The 17,900-nt window shown below is 66.9% G+C and carries 20 protein-coding genes; 8 read left to right on the forward strand and 12 right to left on the reverse strand.

Annotated features, from left to right (window positions below; all coding sequences use genetic code 11):
- Positions 1 to 3 precede the first annotated feature (3 nt).
- A complete protein-coding gene (locus tag QXH22_RS03910; protein WP_306241445.1) occupies positions 4 to 759 on the reverse strand; it encodes a DsbA family protein in 756 nt (251 codons plus the stop codon).
- A gap of 73 nt (positions 760 to 832) precedes the next feature.
- Positions 833 to 1,951 (reverse strand): alpha/beta hydrolase, encoded by a 1,119-nt coding sequence (locus tag QXH22_RS03915; RefSeq protein WP_306274964.1) that lies wholly within the window; start codon positions 1,949 to 1,951, stop codon positions 833 to 835.
- A 196-nt stretch (positions 1,952 to 2,147) separates the two neighbouring features.
- Between QXH22_RS03915 and QXH22_RS03920 the strand changes: the two genes are divergently transcribed.
- Positions 2,148 to 2,996 carry an aldo/keto reductase gene (locus tag QXH22_RS03920; protein WP_306241447.1) on the forward strand — a complete coding sequence of 283 codons (849 nt, stop codon included), beginning with the start codon at positions 2,148 to 2,150 and terminating at the stop codon, positions 2,994 to 2,996.
- A gap of 72 nt (positions 2,997 to 3,068) precedes the next feature.
- On the opposite strand, the gene QXH22_RS03925 is transcribed toward QXH22_RS03920, so the two are convergent.
- Genes QXH22_RS03925 through QXH22_RS03935 form a run of 3 tightly spaced genes read right to left on the reverse strand, consistent with a single transcriptional unit; the run spans position 3,069 to position 7,644 of the window.
- Positions 3,069 to 3,782 (reverse strand): HNH endonuclease family protein, encoded by a 714-nt coding sequence (locus QXH22_RS03925; protein ID WP_306274965.1) that lies wholly within the window; start codon positions 3,780 to 3,782, stop codon positions 3,069 to 3,071.
- Entirely contained in the window at positions 3,779 to 5,995 is a 2,217-nt protein-coding gene (gene recG, locus QXH22_RS03930) for an ATP-dependent DNA helicase RecG (RefSeq protein WP_306241449.1), read from the reverse strand. The genes QXH22_RS03925 and recG overlap by 4 nt, the downstream gene beginning before the upstream one ends.
- Positions 5,995 to 7,644, reverse strand: coding sequence for a DAK2 domain-containing protein (locus QXH22_RS03935; RefSeq protein ID WP_306274966.1), 1,650 nt, complete (start codon positions 7,642 to 7,644; stop codon positions 5,995 to 5,997). The genes recG and QXH22_RS03935 overlap by 1 nt, the downstream gene beginning before the upstream one ends.
- Before the next feature lie 229 nt (positions 7,645 to 7,873).
- Here QXH22_RS03935 and rpmB point away from each other — a divergent pair, with 229 nt between their 5' ends.
- The 5 genes from rpmB (at position 7,874) to QXH22_RS03960 (ending at position 11,086) form a co-directional block, all read left to right on the forward strand.
- Positions 7,874 to 8,068: a 50S ribosomal protein L28 gene (rpmB, locus tag QXH22_RS03940; protein WP_036354526.1), complete on the forward strand. Its 195-nt coding sequence runs from the start codon at positions 7,874 to 7,876 to the stop codon at positions 8,066 to 8,068.
- A gap of 313 nt (positions 8,069 to 8,381) precedes the next feature.
- On the forward strand, positions 8,382 to 8,825 hold the full coding sequence (locus tag QXH22_RS03945; RefSeq protein ID WP_306274967.1) for a nuclear transport factor 2 family protein: 444 nt from the start codon (positions 8,382 to 8,384) through the stop codon (positions 8,823 to 8,825).
- A gap of 2 nt (positions 8,826 to 8,827) precedes the next feature.
- The gene (locus QXH22_RS03950; protein WP_306274968.1) at positions 8,828 to 9,013 is read left to right on the forward strand and encodes a hypothetical protein; all 186 of its coding nucleotides are present in this window, start codon (positions 8,828 to 8,830) and stop codon (positions 9,011 to 9,013) included.
- Complete coding sequence (locus QXH22_RS03955; protein WP_306274969.1) at positions 9,010 to 10,254, forward strand: DUF1214 domain-containing protein; 1,245 nt, start codon at positions 9,010 to 9,012, stop codon at positions 10,252 to 10,254. Before QXH22_RS03950 ends, QXH22_RS03955 begins: the two co-directional genes overlap by 4 nt.
- 1 nt (position 10,255) lies before the next feature.
- Positions 10,256 to 11,086 (forward strand): oxidoreductase, encoded by an 831-nt coding sequence (locus QXH22_RS03960; protein ID WP_306274970.1) that lies wholly within the window; start codon positions 10,256 to 10,258, stop codon positions 11,084 to 11,086.
- A 1-nt stretch (position 11,087) separates the two neighbouring features.
- On the opposite strand, the gene QXH22_RS03965 is transcribed toward QXH22_RS03960, so the two are convergent.
- Positions 11,088 to 11,738, reverse strand: a complete 651-nt coding sequence (locus tag QXH22_RS03965) for a nitroreductase (protein WP_306274971.1) — start codon at positions 11,736 to 11,738, stop codon at positions 11,088 to 11,090.
- Positions 11,739 to 11,760: 22 nt separating this feature from the next.
- Positions 11,761 to 12,693: an NADP-dependent oxidoreductase gene (locus tag QXH22_RS03970; RefSeq protein ID WP_306244310.1), complete on the reverse strand. Its 933-nt coding sequence runs from the start codon at positions 12,691 to 12,693 to the stop codon at positions 11,761 to 11,763.
- A 374-nt stretch (positions 12,694 to 13,067) separates the two neighbouring features.
- Here QXH22_RS03970 and QXH22_RS03975 point away from each other — a divergent pair, with 374 nt between their 5' ends.
- Entirely contained in the window at positions 13,068 to 13,751 is a 684-nt protein-coding gene (locus QXH22_RS03975) for a hypothetical protein (RefSeq protein ID WP_306274972.1), read from the forward strand.
- Between the two features lie 230 nt (positions 13,752 to 13,981).
- Here the strand turns inward: QXH22_RS03975 and QXH22_RS03980 are convergent, their stop codons facing one another.
- From QXH22_RS03980 to QXH22_RS03995, 4 genes are read right to left on the reverse strand one after another with little or no spacing between them, the layout of a single operon-like run.
- Positions 13,982 to 14,182, reverse strand: a complete 201-nt coding sequence (locus QXH22_RS03980) for a hypothetical protein (protein WP_306274973.1) — start codon at positions 14,180 to 14,182, stop codon at positions 13,982 to 13,984.
- Complete coding sequence (locus tag QXH22_RS03985) at positions 14,179 to 14,862, reverse strand: uracil-DNA glycosylase (protein WP_306241457.1); 684 nt, start codon at positions 14,860 to 14,862, stop codon at positions 14,179 to 14,181. Before QXH22_RS03985 ends, QXH22_RS03980 begins: the two co-directional genes overlap by 4 nt.
- Positions 14,859 to 15,149: a DUF1330 domain-containing protein gene (locus QXH22_RS03990; RefSeq protein ID WP_306241458.1), complete on the reverse strand. Its 291-nt coding sequence runs from the start codon at positions 15,147 to 15,149 to the stop codon at positions 14,859 to 14,861. The genes QXH22_RS03985 and QXH22_RS03990 overlap by 4 nt, the downstream gene beginning before the upstream one ends.
- Before the next feature lie 10 nt (positions 15,150 to 15,159).
- Complete coding sequence (locus QXH22_RS03995) at positions 15,160 to 16,125, reverse strand: thiamine-phosphate kinase (protein WP_306274974.1); 966 nt, start codon at positions 16,123 to 16,125, stop codon at positions 15,160 to 15,162.
- Positions 16,126 to 16,309: 184 nt separating this feature from the next.
- Here QXH22_RS03995 and QXH22_RS04000 point away from each other — a divergent pair, with 184 nt between their 5' ends.
- Entirely contained in the window at positions 16,310 to 16,819 is a 510-nt protein-coding gene (locus QXH22_RS04000; RefSeq protein WP_306244312.1) for a DUF3515 domain-containing protein, read from the forward strand.
- Here QXH22_RS04000 and QXH22_RS04005 read toward each other — a convergent pair.
- On the reverse strand, positions 16,816 to 17,889 hold the full coding sequence (locus tag QXH22_RS04005; RefSeq protein WP_306274975.1) for a D-alanine--D-alanine ligase family protein: 1,074 nt from the start codon (positions 17,887 to 17,889) through the stop codon (positions 16,816 to 16,818). The genes QXH22_RS04000 and QXH22_RS04005 overlap by 4 nt on opposite strands.
- Positions 17,890 to 17,900 lie beyond the last annotated feature (11 nt).

Below are 17,900 nucleotides of genomic sequence, written 5' to 3' on the forward strand. Positions count from 1 at the left end.
TCTTTACGTCTTCGACGCGGCCGAGGCCTCGTCCATGCCGGGGATGTTGCCGACGATGTCCCGGATCTTGGTGACCAGCGCTTCGGGAGTCGACGGGTCGTACTCCTCGCCGTTGATCCGGATGGTCGGGGTGGCGCGGATGTTGCTCGCGCTCGCCAGGCCGGTGACCTTGGAGATGTACTTGCCGCTGTTGATGCAGTCCGGCACCTGACCCGCGGCGCCGGCTTCGCGGGCGAGCTCGATCAGTCGCGCGTTGTCCGGGAACTTGGTGCCCGTCTCCGACGGCTGGATGTCCTTGCTGTAAAGCGCCGAATGGAACCGGCGGAACGCCTCGATGGACTCGTCGGCGACGCAGTAGGCCGCCGCGGCCGCCCGCGACGAGTAGTTCTGGGTGCGCGGGCTGTCCAGGATCGTCACCATCGAGTAGTCGGCAGCGATGGCGCCGATGTCGATCAGCTTGGAGACGGTGGGTCCGAAGCCCCGCTCGAAGTTGCCGCAGGCCGGACAGAGGAAATCCTCGTAGAACGCGACGACGGCTTTCGGCTTCCCGTTATCGGCCACCAGCTTGCTCGACGTGACGCGGACCGCGCCTTCACCGCTGGCGGTGGTCTTCTTGTGGTTGGACGTGACGATGTAGAAGACCAGGACGACGGCGAAGATCACCACGATCGCGGTCCCGCCGATCTGGATGAGCCTGCCGAACTTGCCGTCTCCGGACTTCAGGTCGAGTCGGGCGGGGCGCTTGGGTTTGTCGGCCACGAGATCCTCACGTTTCGTTGACTTCACCCGCAGTCGGGCGCCTCTAGACTACCGACGCCACTGGTGCAACCGGTCAGTACCGGCTCAGGTGTGCCCGCAACGCCGAAATCAGCTCCGCCGTGCCGACGGCACTGCCGCCGCCCAGCGGAAACAGATTGGCGAACCCGTGCGTCAACGACCCCAGATAGCGCAGGTCCACCTCGGTGCCGGCGGCCCGCAGCGCGGCGGCGTAGTCCTGCCCCTCGTCGCGCAACGGGTCGAATCCGGCGACCGCGATCAGTGCCGGCGCCAGACCGGACAGCGACTCGGCCAGCGCCGGTGACACCTGCGGGTCCTTGGTGTCGATCCCGGTGTTGCGGAGGTACTGCGCCGTGAACCAGTCGATGTCGCGCTTGGTCAACAGGAAGCCGCGGGCAAACAGACTCAGCGACCGGGTGCGCGCGTTGAAGTCGGTACGCGGGTAGATCAGCCACTGCAATACCGGGGCGGGTCCCCCGTTGTCGCGGGCCATCTGACTGACCACGGCCGCCAGGTTGCCGCCCGCGCTGTCTCCGCCCACGGCGACCCGCCCCGGGGTCGCACCGAGTTCTTCGGCATGTTCGCAGGCCCACTGGAAGGCGGCGTAGGCATCCTCCACCGCCGCGGGGGCCGGATGTTCCGGAGCCAGCCGGTAGTCGATGGACATCACGTGCGTGGCGGCGTCCCGGCAGGTCAACCGGCATAGCGCGTCGTGGGTGTCCAGGTCGCCGATCACCCAGCCGCCGCCGTGATAGAAGACCAGCAGCGGTGCCGGCCCGTCGGTGGGCGGGCGGTAGTGACGCGCGCGGATCTCGCCCGCCTTGCCGGGCAACGAGAGTTCGGTCACCTCGACGTGGATCTGCGGGCCGGGCATCGACTCCATGTTCAAACGCATCATGGCCCGGGAGGCGGCGGCATCGTCGTCGGTGATCAGGCCGTCCATACCGGCGGCCCGCAGGCCCGTCAGCATCAGCTGCAGCGTCGGGTCGAGCGTGTTGCCGTCGATGATCACCGAACGGCCCCGCGTCAAAAGCCGTTTGGCGGCCGACGGAATCCACGGAATGACTTTCACGCCAACGGTGGTGACGGTGTTCTGGACGCGCGTCATCCACCCGGTCGGTGCACGCGTTGCTCCGAGATGGAGATCCTGCGTGCCAGGCAGGCTTTTGGTCATGGACCGCTCCCTACAAGAACTTTCGTGACACTTGACGACTCACCGATTTCGGCGCACCCCGCGACCAACTGTACGTCGTGGCCATATTGGCGATTTCGGACACTCACAGCGGGTTGATTAGGTGGCTTATATAGCTCAGTAATATCGTGGTCCCGAGATCCGAGAGCATTCACTTCAAACAGGTAGGTGAAATTACGTGACTGGCGAGTCGGGCGCCGCGGCGATTCCCTCAATAACCCTCAACGACGAGAACACGATTCCAGTGCTCGGCCTCGGCACCGCGGACCTCTCGGACGACGAGACCGAACGTGCGGTGTCGGCCGCGCTGGAGATCGGCTGCCGCCTCATCGACACCGCAGCCGCCTACGGCAACGAGGCCGCGGTGGGCCGGGCGATCGCAGCCTCCGGCATCCCCCGCGCGGAGCTCTTCGTCACCACCAAGCTGGCCACCGAGGATCACGGCTTCGCGTCAGCGCAGCAAGCCTGCAATGCCAGCCTGGAACGCCTGGGTCTCGACTACGTCGACCTCTACCTGATCCATTGGCCGGCGCCGGCGCAGGGCAAGTACGTCGACTCCTGGGGTGGGCTGATCCAGTCCCGCGGGGAAGGACATGCGCGCTCCATCGGCGTGTCCAACTTCACCGCCGAGCATCTGGAAATGGCGATCGACCTGACGTTCGTCACCCCGGCGGTCAACCAGATCGAGCTGCACCCCCTGCTCAACCAGGAGGAACTGCGCAAGGCGAACACCGGGCACCAGATCGTCACGCAGGCCTACACCCCGCTGGCGCTCGGCAAGTTGGCGGAGAACCCGACCGTCACCTCGATCGCCGGCGAATACGGCAAGACGGCGTCTCAGGTGCTGCTGCGGTGGAATGTGCAATTGGGCAACTCGGTCGTGTTCCGCTCGGCCAATGCCGAACACATCGCCGGCAACCTGGACGTGTTCGATTTCGAGCTGGCCACCGAGCACATGAATGCACTGAACGGACTGAACGACGGCACCCGGCTCCGTCCGGACCCGGACACCTACGCCGGAACGTAACGCACTGGCGCCGAGCGTGAATTCGGCGACAGCGCGCCGGAGTGTCGCGCCGGGAGCTTCACAGTCGCCCGGTCAGCCGGGTGGGCAGGTCGCGGCGGCGCTGCGCAGCACGTCTCCGGAAGCCTGATCCACCGGCAGGGCGTAACCGCGCAGCACGGCGATGAACTGGACCGCGTACTGACAGGCGAAAGCGGCGTTGGGCGGCATCCACAGCGCGGGCGGTGAATCGCCCTTGTCCTGGTTGGCCTGCCCCTGCACCGCCAGCAGATTGGCGGGATCGTTGGCGAACCGCACCCGTTCGGCCACCGGCCAGACGTTGGCACCCATGTCCCAGGCATAGGCCAGCGGCACCAGGTGATCGATCTGCACCGCCTCGCCCACCTTGGCGCCGCGCTGAAACGTGATGACGGAGTTGGTGTACGGGTCGTGCAGGATGCCGGTGGCCACCGCGTCAGGGCAACGTTTGGTGTAGACGTGGATGACTTCCACCAGATCGCGGTTGAGGATGTCGTCCCGGGTGTCACAGCCGTTGTGCCCGCCCGGGGCGTCGTTGTCGTCGGTCCAGGCATCGCCGAACGCCGCGCGCAGATAGTCGTACCGGTGCAGGCGCTGCGGAACGACGACGATACCGGCGAGCACGTCGGCACCCGGCGCGACCGTGGGAACGTCTGCGCGAGCAGCGAATTCGTCGGCACGCCGGGCCGCCGACGAACCCAGGGTCTGGTAGGCGACGACCAGAGCGAGCACTGCGACGGCGGCCAGCCACCACAACCACCGGGGTCTCATGACTTGTCCAGGTATTCGATGCGGTCGGCGTTGGTGAAAGGTGCTGCCATCAGGGCCAGACCGGCGTCGGCGGGGTTCTGTTCGTAGGCGGCCAGACAGAACGCGCGGGCGGCCTCGATGACCTCCAGATGGTCGGCCAGCGACAGCAGGCGCAGCGTGATCGCCCGGCCGGACTGGTTGCGGCCCAACACATCTCCCTCTTTGCGCTCCTTGAGGTCCAGATCGGCGAGCGCGAAGCCGTCCATGGTCGCAGCAACCGCTTTCAGCCGCCTACCGGCTAGCGACCCTTCCGAGCTCCAGGTCTCCAGCAGGCACAGGCTCGGATGCTGTCCGCGGCCGATGCGGCCACGGAGCTGGTGCAGCTGGCTGATCCCGAACCGGTCGGCATCGAGCACCAGCATCACGGTGGCATTGGGAACGTCGACGCCGACCTCGATGACGGTGGTGCACACCAACACATCGATCTGGCCGGCCCGGAACGCCGACATCGCGTCGTCCTTCTCGTCGGACGGCAACCGTCCGTGCATCAGGCCCAGTCGCAGGTCCGCCAGCTCTTTCGCATGCAGCCTGGCGAAAGTCCCCTCCGCCGTCGCCGATGGCCGCTCTTCGGCTTTGGCGTCGGCTTCCGTTTCGTCGATCCGCGGTGTCACCACGTAGGCCTGGCGACCGGCGGCGACTTCCTCCCTGATCCGCTGCCAGGCCCGCTCCAGCCAGGCTGGCTTCTCTTTCATGAAGATCACGCTGCTGGTGATGGGCTGGCGTCCCTTCGGCAGTTCCCGCAGGACGGACGTCTCCAGGTCGCCGTACACGGTCAGGGCGACGGTGCGTGGGATCGGCGTGGCGGTCATCACCAGCAGATGCGGGGTGATTCCGGCGGGAGCCTTGGCGCGCAATTGATCTCGTTGCTCGACGCCGAATCGATGCTGCTCGTCGACGACTACCAGGCCGAGCTTGTGAAACTCCACGGCCTCCTGCAGGAGTGCGTGGGTGCCGATGACGATGCCGGCCTCGCCGACGGCGATCTCGGCGCGGACCTTCTTCTTCTGCGCGGCCGTCATCGAGCCGGTGAGCAGCGCCACCCGGGTTGCGTTGTCGTCCGCGCCGAGCTGACCACCCATCGCCAGCGGACCCAACACATCGGTTATCGACAAGAGGTGTTGCGCCGCAAGGACTTCCGTCGGGGCGAGCAACGCGCACTGATAGCCCGCGTCGACCATCTGCATCATCGCCAGCACCGCGAGGATCGTCTTGCCCGAACCGACCTCACCCTGCAACAGCCGGTTCATCGGGCGGGTCTGCGACAAGTCGTCGGACAACACCGCTAGCACCTCGCGCTGGCCTTTCGTCAGCTCGAAGGGCAGTCGGTGCTTCAGTTCGGCGGCCAGACCGTCGGGTCGCGGCGGCGCCGCCGGTCCCGATTCGGACAGCTCGCCGTGCCGGCGGGTGACCAGCGCCCACTGCAGACCGACGGCCTCGTCGAAGGTCAGCCGGCGGCGGGCCTGCGCGCGCCGCGTCTCGTCATCGCTGAGGTGGATCGCACGCAGCGCCTCGTCCTCCGAAATCAGGTCGTGCTTGGCACACAGGTCTCGGGGCAGTGGGTCGGGAACCGGGTCCAGAACTTCGAGGACCTGCCGGACACACGAATAGATGTCCCAGGTCTGCAGCTTCGCGCTGGCGGGATAGATCGGGTAGAAGGGACGCTCGAACTCTTCGATCGCCACCTCGCCCCCGCGGGACTTCGCGGACGCGTCGGCGATGCTGCGCAGCGACTTGCTGCCGGTGTTCTTTCCGTCGGCGGAATCCAGGACGAGGAAAGCCGGGTGGGTGAACTGCATGACTCCTTTGAAGTAGCCGACTTCTCCGGACAACATCACCTTGGTGCCCTTGGTCAGCGACTTGATCAGGTAGTCGGCGTTGAAGAAGGTCGCCGTCACCTTGCCGCGGCCGGACCCCACGGTGATCCGGAGAAACTTCCGGTTCGGCGTCTTCCGCATCTGGGCCCAGTTCGCCTCGGTGATCACATCGACGACGGTGATGTGCTCACCTTCCTCGGGCCGCGCGTCCTCGACGCCACGCGTCCCGTTGCGTGCGACATAGGTTCGCGGGTAGTGCCGCAGCAGATCGCCGACGGTCTTGATGCCGAACACGTCGTCGAGTGGGTCGGCGGATTTCGCCCCGATCACCATGTCGAGGCGGTCACCGAGCCCGACCACTACTCCACCCCGATCAACAGCACGTCGCCGCGATGTCCGGTGCGGTAGATCACCAACTCGCTGCCCGGATGGCGGTCGTGGATGTGCCGCTCCATGGCCTTGCCCACCGCGTCGACGTCGCTGTCGGCGAGTTCGCAGCCGGTCAGCACGGTCACCAGGTCGCCGCCGGAGGCCAACAGCAGGTCCAGCAATCCGATGGCCGCCGCGGCGACATCGGGGGCGACGATCAACACCTCGTCACCGGCGATGCCCAGGCCGTCGCCCGCTTTGCAGGTGCCGGCCCAGGTCAGGGCGTTCTCGGTGGCGATGCGCACCGAGCCGTGCCGGGCCACTCCGGCGGCGCGGGCCATCGAGTAGCCGTCGTCGACGGCCTGGCGGTCCGGGTCGTGCACCGCCAGGGCGGCCAACCCCTGCACCATCGACCCGGTCGGCACCGGGACCACGTCGACACCCCAGCCGATCGCGGCGGTGCATCCGGCGACCAGTTCTTCGGCGGCGACATATCCGTTGGGCAGCACCATCACCTGGGCGGCGCCGGTGTCCACCACGGCGCGCACCAGGTGGTGAGCGGTGACGTCGGCGTCCGAATCGGGCCGCAACACGCACGCGCCCTCGCCGGCGAACAACTCGTCGGCGCCGTCGCCGTCGACGACCGCCAGCACCGCACGCTCGCGCGTCCAGCTGCCGGGAGGCAGTCCGGTGGCACCGGAACTGAGCCCCGAGACCACGATCCGGCTCAGCTGTCCCGCGGCTATGCCCGCCTCGATGGCGGCGCCCGCGTCATCGGTGTGGACGTGCACCGAATAGCTCTCCGACGGGACCGCGGCCACGGCCACCGAATCGCCCAGTTCGCCCAGCCGGTTGCGCAGCGTGTCCGCCGCCGCCGCATCGCAGGCGGCGAGCAGGTACATCACCTCGAACTGGGGGGCCGGACGGCGGGCAGCGGAGTCGGGGGCCCGCGACTGCGGCGACGGTTCGTAGCAGGACCGCGCGGGGGCGCTGCCGGTGATGGTCGAGCGCAGTGAGTCCAGCATGACCAGCAGCCCCCGCCCGCCCGCGTCGACCACGCCGGCGTCGGCGAGCACGTCGAGCTGCTCGGTGGTCTTCTCGAGCGCCACCACGGCCGCGTCGCCGGCGTCGATGACGGCCCGGGACAGCGTGTCACCGGCGGCCGCGGAGTGCTCGACGGCAACGGCGGCTGCACGCAGCACCGAGACGATGGTGCCGGGAACTTCGTCGCCGCCCATCGATGCCACGACCAGCTCAACGCCACGCCACAGCGCCGCACCCAGCGTCGCCGCGTCGATGGCGGACAGCGCGCCGCCGGAGTCGCCGGCCGCATCCGCGGTCACCTCGGCCAGACCCAGCAGGATCTGGGACAGGATCACCCCGGAATTGCCGCGCGCTCCGGTCACGGCGCCGGCTGACAGCGCCGCCGCCACGCGGGCGACGTCCGCGTCCACGTCCTCGTCGGCTTGTGCCAGCGCCGAACGCATCGTGAACAGCATGTTTGCGCCGGTGTCGGAATCGGCGACCGGGAACACGTTGAGCCGGTTGATCTCGTCGATGTGGGTGATGAGGTCGCTGACGACGGTGTGGGCCCAGTCGCGCAGGGCGGGGCCGTCCAGCGGACGATCCGGTGTGCCCAACCCCCCACCTCCTTCATGCAGGCTCGTTACGGCCCTTGGTGCGCGCCAGCGTAGCCGTGCAAGAGCCTAGTCAGCCGTGGCGACAGGTGCCGTTCCCGTTTTGGTGGATGCCGACCACAGTCGGTATTCTGGGACTCCCCTGGGCTATCCTGGGCTATTCCGGCTCAGTTTCGGCCGACCCTGTGACGAGGTCGGCGGACCCCAGCAACAGACTTGAGGAGTTTGAACCATGGCCGCTGTGTGCGATATCTGCGGGAAAGGCCCCGGCTTCGGTAAGTCGGTGTCGCACTCCCACCGCCGCACCAGCCGCCGGTGGAACCCCAACGTTCAGACCGTGCACGCCGTGACCCGTCCCGGCGGCAACAAGCAGCGCCTCAATGTGTGCACGTCGTGCATCAAGGCCGGCAAGGTCACCCGCGGCTAGATCCCCACGAGTCGCGCTTCGACGCGCTCGGGACGCTCGGCGGCGGCGCACTGTGAGGACGCTCGCCGAGGCTGTAAATCTGTGGCCGAAGTGCGAGTACCGGCCTGCGATATCGCAGGCTCGATGCCGCGCGGCCGCGCGTGCCAAGGGACACTCACCCAGACTGTAAGTCCGCAGCGAAAATCCGGGTACGAGCCACCAATTTTGCAGGCTCGATGAAACGCGGGACGGCTTGCCGAGCCGCCTCGGCCTCCAAGTAACGTCAGCAACGGGTCTGGCGTAAACAACGGAGTACAGCCGAGGTGGTTCCACTGTGAGTGACAGCGCACTAGCAATCACCAACCTGATCTACACCTACGCCCAACTCCTGGACAGCGGCGACCTCGACGGTGTCGCCAGGCTCTTCGAACACGGCCGCATCTGCGGAGTCGAGGACGGTCCGCCGGAGACGGTGTTCGCCGGAGTCGCACGGGTGCGCCAGATGTACGAGATGGCCACCCGTATCTACGAGGACGGCACTCCCAAGACGAGACACAACACCAGCAACGTCCAGCTCTACATCGACGATGCGGCCGGCACCGCGAGCAGCACGTCGTACTACTGCGTCACGCAGGCCACCCCCGACCTGCCGCTGCAGGTGATCGTCACCGGTCACTACAAGGACACCTTCCAACGGCTCGACGGGGTGTGGTGGTTCGAGAGCCGCACCATGTTCGTCGATCAGATCGGCGATGTCAGCCAGCACCTGAAGTTCTAGTGGTGACGCCGTTCGACGCCGCGGCGGTGATGGCCGGGGCGCAACGCGAGGAGTCGCTGACCGATTGGGGGCTTGACGATTTCGAGCGTCCGCCGGAGCGGTTGGCCCATTGCGGCCTGCGACCCGAACAGGTCGACGAGCGATTTACGTTGTACAACAGTCGTTTTCGAGACAGGAGCAAGGCATGACCGACCACCCGGTCGCCACCGCATCGCAGCACGAACAGGAACTGGCCGCTCTTGAGCTGATCGAGCACCCCACCGTGAAGGCCGCCTACCGCGACGTGGCGCAGACGTGGCTGGGCCGCGCGAAGGCGTCGGATGCCATGCGCGAGCGGTTTGACGATGCGTTCGCCGAAGTGATGTTCTCGGCCGCGGTGTGGTCGTCCAACCAGGACAAGCTGCGGCCCAAGGTCAGCTGCATCACCCGGTTGGCGCACTCGGTGGACGGCCGGCGCATTCCCGGATCCCGTTGGGGCATCGATAATCCGGACAGCGTGTACCGGGTGATCCCGATCTGCGGCGACGAACGCTACGAGATCCACGGCCGGGTGGGTGAGCATCGGATGACCGAGAACTACTTCACGCTGTGGGATGCGCACATGGGCACCGTCGACGTGCTCAACGGGCGCACCATGGCGGTCGATTCCGACGGCAGCTTCACCATCACCGTCGATTCCGACCCCGCCGGCGGGCGGCCCAACCACGTGCGGAGCACCCCGCAGGCACACGAGTTCTACATCCGCGACGTGTTGCTCGACTGGGCTCGTGACGATCCGAATCATTTTGACATTCAACGGCTCGGCGACGCTCCGTCGACGCCGGCCCGCACGCTCGATGAGCAGGCGGAGGCCACCGCGGCGATGATGGCGTACTTCGCGAACTTCACCGGCAAGCTCAGCCACGGCGTGTATAAGATGCCGGCCAACCGGTTCGACCTGGCCTGGTCCGCGGACACCGACGGCGCGATGCGCAACCAGTTCTACGTGATGGGCCGCTTCGATCTCGCGCCGGACGAGGTGTTCGTGGTGGACCTCAACGACGGTGGTGCCGAATACTTCACGGTGCCGCTGAGCAATATCTGGGGCACCACCCTCGACATCATCGACCGCACCGGCAGCCTCAACAAGGCGCAGTCGGTGGCCAATGAGGACGGCACCTACACGTATGTGATCGCGCCGGAGGATCCCGGTGTGGCGAACTGGATCGACACCGACGGGCTGCGAGAGGCGATTCTGACGTTGCGGATGGCGGAATTCGGCGAGACCGGGCCGCGGGCGGGCCTCGGCGCACACGGGCGAGTGGTGAAGCTGGATCGCCTTGATGCCGAGGTGCCGCACCTGCCGCGGGTGAGCTCCGAGCAGCGGGCCGCGGAACTCGCTGACCGGCGAGCGGCCTATCTGCGGCGGCTTCCGGAAGGGACGGTCTGAGATGGCACGCTGGTTGGTGACGGGTTGCTCCACCGGGTTCGGCCGCGAGATCGCCCGTGGCGCTCTGGAAGCGGGTCACCAAGTGGTGGTGACGGCACGTCGGGCCGAGGCGGTACAGGACCTGGCAGACGAGTTCGGTGATCACGCATTGGCGGTGGCGCTCGATGTGACGGACGCCGCGCAGATCGCCGCAGCCGTCGACGCGGCGGAGCGCGCCTTCGGCGGGATCGACGTGCTGGTCAACAACGCCGGCCACGGCTATCTGTCGGCGGTGGAGGAAGGCGAGGACGCCGAAGTCCGGAAACTGTTCGACGTCAACTACTTCGGCGCGGTCGACATGATCAAGGCGGTGCTGCCGGCGATGCGGGCCCGGCGATCCGGCCACATCGTCAACATCTCGTCGATGACCGGCCTGGTGGCCAACCCGCCCAACGCCTACTACTCATCCACCAAATTCGCGCTGGAAGCGGTGACCGAGGCCCTGGCCACCGAGGTGCGGCCGCTGGGGATCAAGGTGACCGCCCTCGAACCGGGCGCGTTTCGCACCGACTGGGCGAGCCGATCGATGAAGGAAACCGCTACTCGGATCGACGATTACGCCGACGTCGCGGCGCGCAAGGACCTGATCAAGCAGTTCGCCGACCACCTGCCGGGCGACCCGCGCAAGGTGGCTGAGGCGGTACTCATGGTCACCGAACTCGATGATCCCCCGCTGCGGCTCTTGCTGGGCCGCGATGTGCTCAAGGCCATGCGGGACAAGATTGCCGCCCTGTCGGCGTCGATCGAGGAATGGAAGACCGTGACGAAAGACGTGAATTTCCCAGGTAGTTAGGTCATTCGTCGAGGAACACCACGTGCTTGTCCAGGCTGTCGCGACCGACGCGCAGCGAGTTGGCTGGGAAGTCCGGGTCGGGATAGCCCACCGCGAGTCCGCACAGGATGCGCATGTCCGCTGCGATGCCCAGTTGCTCGCGGACGATCTCGGGATAGCCGGCGATCGAGACCTGAACACAGGTGCCCAGTCCACGAGCGGTCAAGGCCAGCAACAGGTTCTGGATGAACATCCCGACGCCCATCCCATCGATGACGTCCAGGTCCTGGTGCATGGACACCACCCCGCCCAGCGGGGCGCGGAAGAATTCCCAGTTGCGCAGCACCGCTTCCTGGCGCCCGGCCGCGTCGTCGCGGGCGATGCCCATCGAGCCGTAGACCTGCGCGCCCAGCTCCCGCCGCAGATGGGCGAAGGCCGGCGGCAGTTGCGGAACCCGCGGTGGTTCGGAACGGGCCTTGGCCAGCAAGGCCGCTACCAGCCTGTCCCTGGCGGCCCCGCTGGTGAAGATGACCTGCCACGGTTGCACATTCGAGTTGGACGGGGCATGCATGGCCAGCTCCAGCGACTCCTCGACCAACTGCCGCGGCACGGGCTCGGGCAAGAACATGCGGCTGGATCGGCGTTGGCGAATCGTCTCCTCGAGGTCGTACACGTTTTCATCCTGACAGGTACGGTCAGTCGCGCACGACCAGGACGGTCTTTCCGGCTCGCCGGCCTGGGCGCGAGCCGCTTTCGAATGCTGCCCGGCCCTGTGCAAGCGGGAAGGTTCGGGCGATCTCGACGCGCAATGCACCGTCATCCACCAAAGTGGCGAGTTCGGTGAGCTGGTCCCGGTTGGCGGTCACGATGAAGAACGTTGCGGTGACGCCGAATTCGTCGGCCTTGCCGGGCGGGGGCGGCGCACTGAGGGTGATCAGGCGGCCGCCGGGGCGCAGCACACCGTAGGAGCGGTCCAGGGTCCGCCCGCCGACGGTGTCGATCACGACGTCATAAGCCGCGTCCGTGTCATCGAAAGACGCTGTGCGGGTGTCGATCACGTGCCGGGCACCGAAACCGCGCACCAGTTCCGCGGTGTCGCTGCGTACTGTCGCGGTGACCTCGGCACCCAAGTGCGCCGCGAGCTGCACCGTCAGGGCACCCACTCCCCCGGCACCGCCGTGCACCAGCACCGCCTCGCCCGGGCGCACCTCCGCATGGTCGACCAGGGCCTGCAGGGCGGTCAGCCCGGCCAGCGGCAATGCCGCGGCCTCCGGGTGGGACAGGCCCGTCGGTTTGGCGGCCAGGTCGGTCGAGGGCATCGCGACGAATTCAGCTGCGGCGCCGTCTCGGTCGAACGCCACCAGTCCGTACACCTCGTCGCCGGGCTGGACGTCGCAAACGTTCGGCGCCGCTTGATCCACCACTCCGGATACCTCGTGCGACACGATCGTCGGTGTCCGGTCCACGCCGTCGCGCGTCCAGGTCTCTTCCCAGGTCAATTCGTCGAAGGTGATAGCCGCCGCATGCACGGCGACCAGCACTTCGCCGTGCCCTGGGACGGGTACCGGAGCCGATTCGACGGTCAGCACTTCCGGCCCGCCGCGCCGCTGCGCCCGCAACGCCGTCATCTCACTCACCTGCGGCGATGGGGTCATGACGACGTCAGGCATAGCCAGATCCTCCTCGGCCGGAAGGCGCCTCGGTAACCGCCGTTACACCGGCGGCCACGTACCCCACCATGAGCGAGGCGCACAATTCGTGAGTTTTTGGGGTCTTCCCGATTGCTAGGGTTTGAATCAAAAGTCGGCTTTGGTCGGGAGGACGAATGCGCAACAGCAAGGAACTGTCACTGTTGACACCGTGAACGACTACCAAGTTCTACGGATTTTTTGAGTGACGACGCGTGGGAATCCTTCAGTCACGGCTATGGGACCGCCACCGGCGTCATCGTTCCCCAGGGAAAGTGATGGTGAAGCGGGCCCGCATTCTTGGCATCCTGGCCGTGGCAATCATCACTGCTTCCGGGTGCTCGGAACATCCCCCCCGCGATCCGCAGCCGGGCTCACCGACCCCGACCGTCGAGCAACTGCATCCACAGTTCAGCTACGTGTGGTCCGCCGACTCCGGCGTCGATTTGTTCTCCCGTCCGGCCGAACTAATCCGCGCGACCCGGGAAGCATTGGACCTCACTCAAGTTTTCGGGCCGGACAAGACCTTCCCGGGATACATGACGGCGATCGGCGGGCCCAAGGACCCCCGTGACCCGAACTACCGATTCGAGACCACACAGCAGGCCGAGGCGGGTTTCGTCGAAATCGGCAAATCGCCGCAAACGCACCACTTCCACATCGCAGAGCTGGTCATCTCGGCCGACCACACAAATATCGAGGCGATCGTCTGCGGATATACGATTGCCGCACCCGACAACACCACCGGACTCAACCCGAACACGCTGCGCGATGCCCACCGTATCGAGTTATCCGGCCCCGCCTCCGACACCCAGCCCACGAGCCTGGTCGATGACCATCCCGATCGCGTTGATCCCCGCGCCGAAATGCCACCGAGTTGGAACGTCTTTCAGAACTGGCACATCACCAAACTGGTCGACTTCCAACCCGGCGATATCCCGGCAAGCTGCGGAGACTGGTGGCAGTCTCAACTCCTACCTCTGGCGGCCGCCGGGTGAAAATTTTCTCAACCCACCGCCTGGCGACTCCCATTTTCAGATGCCACGCGAACCGGTCAAACCACAGTTCCCGGAATGGATCAAAGCCAACCAGATGTGAGCGAGCACGTCCCGAGACATTCGTTCACGCGTTTGGGGGAGTTTCAATTGCGAAATAGGGCAGTCGTGGTATTAGCGGTCATCATAGGAATCGCATCAGCCGGACTCACATTTTTGTCATGGGCAAGGTTTTACGCCCACTTCTGGAAAATACTGAGGTCTCCCCCGTCGAACCGCTCCAGCGCCCCGGCGGCGTTCATCTCGGGGGCCGCGGCAGGCTGAGTCCGCCAGAACGGATACGGCAAACCGTCACGCCCCTGCACTTCGCAGATGCCCAACAGGTCGATCAATGTGATGCTGCCGACTTGGTCCGGTTGTACGGTCGTCGTCACGGCAGCCGCCAATCGATCGGGTCGGCCCCCAACCCGGTGAGCAGTTCATTGGCACGACTGAACGGCCGCGACCCGAAGAACCCGCGCGACGCCGACAACGGCGACGGATGTGGCGATTCGATCGCGACACAGTTACCTTCGGCCAGCATCGGCTTGAGAGTCGACGCGTCGCGCCCCCACAGGATCGCGACCAGCGGCTGATCGCGACCAACCAAAGCGCGAATTGCGCACTCCGTCACCGCTTCCCAACCCTTCCCGCGGTGCGATGCAGGGGTGGAAGGCCGCACGGTGAGCACCCGGTTCAGCAGCATCACCCCGCGCTGGCACCATAGCGTCAGGTCGCCGTTGGACGGCTGCGGGAAACCGAGGTCGGCGCTGTACTCGTCGAAAATGTTGGACAGGCTGCGGGGCAGCGGACGCACGTCCGGGGCCACCGAGAAGCTCAGGCCCACCGCATGGCCCGGTGTGGGGTAAGGATCTTGCCCGACGATCAACACCCGGACACCGTCGAAGGGAAAGCTGAAGGCGCGCAACACGTTCGGACCCGCGGGCAAGTACCGCCGGCCGGCCGCGATCTCCTCGCGCAGGAACTGACCCATCTTGCCCACCTGATCGGCCACCGGCGCCAGCGCCGTCGCCCAGCCTGGTTCGACGAGTTCACTCAGCGGGCGCGCGGTCATGACAGTCCCTTCACCAAGAGCACCACGGTGTCGGCGCCGGCCTGGCGGTCCTTCGAAATCTCCTGGTATTCCGGCGATTGCGCCCACGCATGGAAAGCCGCCTCGTCCGGGAACGACATGAGCACCACTTTCTCGCGGTCCCAGTCTCCTTCGACTACCCGAGGTGCCTCGTCGGCGGCAAGCACGGTGCCGGAGTAACGGCGGAAGACATCCATGAAGCCTGCCTGGTAACGGTCGTAGGCAGCCCGGTCGGTGAACTTCAGCTGGGCGATCGCGTAGACGGTCATCCGCGCCAGCCTAACTTGACTGGAACGACTCCCACCCCGCGTACCCGTCCCACACCTTGCCGTCGACCAGCACCCGCGCCGGCCCGTCGATCACCCGCCCGATCACCCGCCAGCCGGGCGGCACGGCGTCGGCGAAACACGCCGCCAGCGCGTGATCTTCACCCCCGACCAGCACCCAGGCCCACGGGTCGGCACCAACGGCGGCCGCCGCCTGCGACACCGCGTCGCGGTCGGGTTCCAGCGCTTCGGCGGACAGGTCGATTCCCACCCCGGACGCGGTAGCGATGTGACCCAGATCGGCGATCAGACCGTCGGAGACGTCGATCATCGCCATGGCGCCACCAGCCGCCGCCATCGCGCCCTCCCCATAGGGCGGCAGCGGCACCAGATGCCGGTGCCGCAGGCCGTGGAAATCGTCGATACCGTTGCACCACAGGGCATATCCGGCCGCCGAGCGTCCCAGCTCACCGGCGATGGCGAGTACCGCACCGACCCGCGCACCGGACCGCAACACCGGTGCCCGGCCCTCGAGGTCACCGAGCACAGTCACCGAGATCACCCACTGCGGACAGCTGACCAGGTCTCCACCGGCGATGCCGGCACCCACCCTTTCCGCCTCGTCCCACATCCCGTCGGCCAGCGAGACCGCCTGGGCGGCCGGGGTTGTGCCGGGTGCTCCGAAGCCCACCACGAACGCGGTGGGTCGCGCACCCATCGCCTCGATGTCGGCGGCATTCTGGGCGATCGCCTTGCGTCCGACGTCATACGGTGTCGACCAGTCGAGCCGAAAGTGCCGGTCCTGGACCAGCATGTCGATCGATACCACGGTGCGTTCATCGCTGCCCGACACCACTGCCCCGTCGTCGCCGGGTCCCAGCGTGACGGCGGCGGGCTGACGGCGATCCCGCACCAACCGCTCGATCACTGCGAACTCACCGACCTGCTGCAGTGTCGGGGACTCCCCGTCGTCGCGCACGTCACCTCATCTCTGCGTATTCCGGCCGTGTGATGCCCCTCGGACGGCCGTCCGACCTGCGGTAAGTTGGGTCCCTGCCCGTTCGGCTGGACGGCGTCAGTGTAGTAGCGACGGAGCACCGGACCGCAGAGGAGATGATCAGGTGACAGGCGGGGCCGACGCCGGCGGGCCGCCGCGCGCCGTCATGATCGCCGCATTGGTGCTGGCCGTGGCGACCATCGGGGCGATCCTGGTGCTCGCTGCCACCCGGCGCACGTCGCAAGAACCCATCGCGCTTCCCACCGTGGCCGCTCCCCAGGCCGCCAGCCCGCCCTGCCAGGCGCTACTGGCGGCACTACCCCAGCAGCTCGGCGACTTTCAGCGGGCCGAACTCGCTCAGCCGGCGCCGCAGGCAGCCGGCGCCTGGCGGACCCGGACCGCGACCGACCCGGTCGTCATGCGCTGCGGCCTCGAACGACCAGCCGACTTCGTGGTGGGGTCGCCGATCCAGGTCGTCGACAAGGTGCAGTGGTTTCAGGTGAACGAGGAAGGGTCGGCGGAGGAGGGCAGATCCACCTGGTACACGGTCGACCGGCCGGTGTACGTGGCGCTGACGTTGCCCGCTAACTCGGGACCTGTTCCGATTCAAGATATTTCGCGCATCATCGACCGCACCATCGCCGCGGTGCCGATCGACCCGGCACCGGCTCGTTAACGCAGGCCTACGCCGCGGGCAAGTGCCGTCTCCACCATGGTGGCCAACAGGGTCGGATAGTCCACCCCACTGGCCGCCCACATCCGTGGGTACATCGAGATCGTGGTGAAACCGGGCATGGTGTTGATCTCGTTGATCACCGGTCCCGCTTCGGTGAGAAAGAAGTCGACCCGGGCCAGGCCCTGGCAACCGATCGCCTCGAAGGCGCGAATCGCCAACTGGCGCAGCGCTTGTGCAACCTCGTCGTCCACCTTGGCCGGCACGTCCAATTCCGCGGCGTCGTCCAGGTATTTGGTCTCGAAGTCGTAGAAGCCGTCTTCGCGGCCGCGCACCCCGGCCACCCGGATCTCGCCCAGCGTGCTGGCTTCGATGGTGCCGTCCGGCATTTCGAGGACACCGCATTCCAGCTCGCGGCCGTTGATCGCCGCCTCGACGATGACTTTCGGGTCATGGCTGCGGGCGGCGGCGATTGCGGCCGGCAGATCGTCCCAGCTGGCCACCCGGCTGACGCCGATCGATGAGCCGCCCCGTGCCGGCTTGACGAACACTGGCAGGCCCAGCCGCTCGCGTTCCTCGGGGTGCAGCGTCTCCTGTGACGGCCGCAGGACCGTGTACGCGCCGACCGGCAGTCCCTCGGCGACGAGCAGCTTCTTGGTGAACTCCTTGTCCATGCCGGCGGCACTGGCCAGCACACCGGCACCCACGTACGGGACACCGGCGAGTTCGAGCAGCCCCTGGATCGTGCCGTCCTCGCCGTAGGGTCCGTGCAGCACCGGAAACACGACGTCGACGGTCCCGAAAACCTCCGATCGGGGACTGGCCGGCAACGCCAGCTCGGTGCCCGAATCGGCGCTCACCCCCGGTAGCTGCCGGTTGTTGATGGCCAGCGCGGCGGGGTCGCCGTCGGTGAGCACCCACCCGCCCTGCGGCGTGATCCCGATGGCGACGACGTCGAACCGTCGCGGGTCCAGGTTGCGCAGGATGCTGCCCGCCGACACGCACGAGATGGCGTGCTCATTGCTGCGCCCGCCGAACACGACGGCGACGCGTACGCGCTTGCTGGCAGTCACAACCTGGAGAG

This window comes from Mycobacterium sp. TY814 (assembly GCF_030755175.1).
In the GTDB taxonomy this organism is placed as follows: Bacteria; Actinomycetota; Actinomycetes; order Mycobacteriales; family Mycobacteriaceae; genus Mycobacterium.

What these genes read in the sequence shown, in the direction of transcription:
- QXH22_RS03970 (WP_306244310.1), bottom strand. Translation starts at nt 12,693, where the DNA reads ATGACGGCGTTGCGGGCGCAGCGGCGCGGCGGGCCGGAAGTGCTGACC.
- QXH22_RS03915 (WP_306274964.1), bottom strand. Translation starts at nt 1,951, where the DNA reads ATGACCAAAAGCCTGCCTGGCACGCAGGATCTCCATCTCGGAGCAACG.
- QXH22_RS03955 (WP_306274969.1), top strand. Translation starts at nt 9,010, where the DNA reads ATGACCGACCACCCGGTCGCCACCGCATCGCAGCACGAACAGGAACTG.
- QXH22_RS03990 (WP_306241458.1), bottom strand. Translation starts at nt 15,149, where the DNA reads ATGACCGTCTACGCGATCGCCCAGCTGAAGTTCACCGACCGGGCTGCC.
- QXH22_RS04000 (WP_306244312.1), top strand. Translation starts at nt 16,310, where the DNA reads ATGATCGCCGCATTGGTGCTGGCCGTGGCGACCATCGGGGCGATCCTG.
- QXH22_RS03925 (WP_306274965.1), bottom strand. Translation starts at nt 3,782, where the DNA reads ATGAGACCCCGGTGGTTGTGGTGGCTGGCCGCCGTCGCAGTGCTCGCT.
- QXH22_RS03960 (WP_306274970.1), top strand. Translation starts at nt 10,256, where the DNA reads ATGGCACGCTGGTTGGTGACGGGTTGCTCCACCGGGTTCGGCCGCGAG.
- rpmB (WP_036354526.1), top strand. Translation starts at nt 7,874, where the DNA reads ATGGCCGCTGTGTGCGATATCTGCGGGAAAGGCCCCGGCTTCGGTAAG.
- QXH22_RS03985 (WP_306241457.1), bottom strand. Translation starts at nt 14,862, where the DNA reads ATGACCGCGCGCCCGCTGAGTGAACTCGTCGAACCAGGCTGGGCGACG.